At 68.1% G+C, this 2,629-nt stretch carries 5 protein-coding genes; 4 read left to right on the plus strand and 1 reads right to left on the minus strand.

All coding sequences use genetic code 11. From position 1 onward, the window contains the following. The 4 genes from ABDW35_RS35280 to ABDW35_RS35295 form a co-directional block, all read left to right on the plus strand. A partial coding sequence (locus tag ABDW35_RS35280; RefSeq protein WP_343718506.1) for a methionine adenosyltransferase domain-containing protein occupies positions 1–251 on the plus strand: 251 nt, incomplete at its 5' end. Positions 252–255: 4 nt separating this feature from the next. Next, positions 256–963 (plus strand): tRNA (guanine(46)-N(7))-methyltransferase TrmB, encoded by a 708-nt coding sequence (locus ABDW35_RS35285; protein ID WP_343718507.1) that lies wholly within the window; start codon positions 256–258, stop codon positions 961–963. 63 nt (positions 964–1,026) lie between these two features. After that, positions 1,027–1,353 carry a type II toxin-antitoxin system RelE/ParE family toxin gene (locus ABDW35_RS35290; RefSeq protein WP_343718508.1) on the plus strand — a complete coding sequence of 109 codons (327 nt, stop codon included), beginning with the start codon at positions 1,027–1,029 and terminating at the stop codon, positions 1,351–1,353. Further along, positions 1,350–1,631 carry a helix-turn-helix transcriptional regulator gene (locus ABDW35_RS35295; protein WP_343718509.1) on the plus strand — a complete coding sequence of 94 codons (282 nt, stop codon included), beginning with the start codon at positions 1,350–1,352 and terminating at the stop codon, positions 1,629–1,631. Before ABDW35_RS35290 ends, ABDW35_RS35295 begins: the two co-directional genes overlap by 4 nt. A 14-nt stretch (positions 1,632–1,645) precedes the next feature. On the opposite strand, the gene ABDW35_RS35300 is transcribed toward ABDW35_RS35295, so the two are convergent. Continuing rightward, positions 1,646–2,458 (minus strand): carbohydrate ABC transporter permease, encoded by an 813-nt coding sequence (locus tag ABDW35_RS35300; RefSeq protein WP_343718510.1) that lies wholly within the window; start codon positions 2,456–2,458, stop codon positions 1,646–1,648. Positions 2,459–2,629: the final 171 nt, after the last annotated feature.

Genomic DNA, 2,629 nt, shown 5'->3' on the forward strand with positions numbered 1-2,629 from the left:
GCGTGGCCCACCCGCTGTCGGTCTATATCGACACCCAGGGCACCGGCCGGGTCGACGAGGACAAGCTGTCCGACGTGCTGCAGCAGCTGGTCAATCTCAGCCCGCGCGGCATCCGCACCCATCTCGGCCTGAACCGGCCGATCTACGCCCGCACCTCCTCCTACGGCCATTTCGGCCGCACGCCGGAGGCCGATGGCGGCTTCTCCTGGGAGCGGACCGACCTGGTGGACGACCTGCGCGGCGCGTTCTGACCCGATGACCGAAGAGAACGGCGGCGCCGAGAAGCGCCGCCACTTCCACGGCCGGCGCCATGGGCGAAAGCTCCGCGCCGGCCGCGCTGCTTTGATCGAGACGCTGCTGCCCCGGCTGACCGTGGCACTGCCCGAGGATGGCGGCGCGCTGGACCCGGCCGCCCTGTTCCCGCGCCCGCCGCGCGAGCTGTGGGTCGAGATCGGCTTCGGCGCCGGCGAGCACCTGGCCTGGCAGGCGGCGCATCACCCCGATATCGGCTTCACCGGCTGCGAGCCGTTCATCAACGGCATGTCGACGCTGCTGGCGGCGGTGGAACGCGACGGGCTGGACATGGTCCGGGTCTGGCCCGACGACGCGCGCCCGTTGCTGGACCGGCTGCCCGACGGCTCGGTCGGCCGCCTGTTCCTGCTGTTCGCCGACCCCTGGCCGAAGCTGCGCCACCACAACCGCCGCTTCATCCAGGACGACACCGTGGCCGACCTGGCCCGGCTGCTGAAGGACGACGGCGAGCTGCGCATCGCCACCGATGACGCGCCGCTGCTGGACTGGTCGCTGCAGCGCGTCCGCCGCAACCCGGCCTTCGCCTGGACCGCCGAGGGTCCGGCCGACTGGCGCGAGCGGCCGGCCGACTGGCCGCCGACCCGCTACGAGGAGAAGGCCCTGCACGGCCGGCCCTACTATCTGCGCTTCAAGCGCCGGCCGCGGAGATAGCGGAGAGCCTCAAGTCATCCGGCGAGAGTTGCGGCCTATATCCGTTTGGATATACTTCGGTGTATGAAGCCGCTCCGCTTCCTGGGAGATTCGCTCGAGAGCCTGCGTGGGTTCCCGGCCGAGGCCCGTCAGGACGCTGGCTATCAACTGGACAAGGTGCAGCGCGGTCAGCAACCCGATGACTTCAAGCCGATGCCGACCATTGGCAGGGGCGTCGAGGAAATCAGGGTGTGGGACGACTCCGGCACCTTCCGGGTGATCTACACCGACCGGCGGGCCGACGCCGTCTATGTGTTGCACTGCTTCCAGAAGAAAACACAGGCGACCAGCAGACACGATATCGAGCTGGCCCGATCCCGCTTCACCGACCTTGTGCGAGGTTCCCGATGACCGAATCCGAGATCTTCGACAGCGTGTGGGACGCCATTGCCGACACTCCGGAGGAAGCGGCCAACCTGCGAACCCGCGCGGAGCTGATGAACAAGATCGCCGAGATCATCAAGGAGAAGGGCTGGACGCAGGTCGACGCGGCCGCCCATTGCAACGTGACCCAGCCGCGCATCAACGACCTGCTGCGCGGACGGGTTTCGCGCTTCTCTCTGGATGCGCTGGTGAACATCGCGACAGCTCTCGGCCACCGCGTCCACGTCGAGCTGGACGCCGCGTAGCCGGCCGCCGTGCCCTACTCCTTCGTCGCCCCCGCCATCATGCCGCTCATGAAGAAGCGCTGCAGGGCGATGAACAGGGCCAGGATCGGCAGGCTGGACAGCACCGCCATGGCCAGCAGCCGTGGCCAGTCGATGTCCCACTGGCCGACATAGTTGGCGAGCGCCAGCTGCACGGTCCAGCGCGACTGGTCGTTCACCACCAGGAACGGCCACAGATAGTCGTTCCAGCGCCAGACGAAGGTGAAGGCGGCCAGCGTGGCGATCGCCGGCTTGCACAGCGGCACCACGATGCGCCACAGGATGCGCCATTCGCTGGTGCCGTCGATCCGCGCCGCCTCCAGCAGGCTGTCCGGGATGCCGCGCATGTATTGCCGCATCAGGAACACGCCGGTCGGCGTCGCCGCGGGCGGGATGATCAGCCCCCACAGGCTGTCCAGCAGCCCGAGCCCCTTCAGCACCATGAACATCGGGATCAGCACGACCTGCAGCGGGATCATCATGGTCGCCATGATCAGCATGAAGCACAGCCCGTCGCCCGGGAACCGGTACTTGGACAGGGCGAAGCCGGCCATGATGCTGATCGTCACCGACAGGATGCTGGACCCGACCGCGACCACGGCGGAGTTGGTGAAGAACAGGTCGAACCGGGCGGCGCCGAGGGCGCTGGCGAAGTTGTCCAGCGTCCAGTGCTGCGGCAGCAGCGTCGGCGGCCAGGCGAAGGTCTCCATCGACGGCTTCAGCGAGCTCGCCACGATCCACAGGGGCGGGAACAGGAAGAACAGCAGGACCAGGCCGACCAGGCCGCCCCTCAGGCTTTTCGCGCCCATGCTCAGCGCTCCTTCGCCATGCGCAGCTGCAGTACCGTCAGCGCCATCAGGATGGCGAACAGAGCCATCGACTGGGCGGCGGCGAAGCCGGCCGAAGCCGGCTTGGTGAAGCCGGTCTCGTAGATCGCCTGGATCAGATAGACCGTGGCCCGGCCTGGACCGCCATGGGTC

This window comes from Inquilinus sp., from assembly GCF_039594555.1.
Classification (GTDB): domain Bacteria; phylum Pseudomonadota; class Alphaproteobacteria; order DSM-16000; family Inquilinaceae; genus Inquilinus.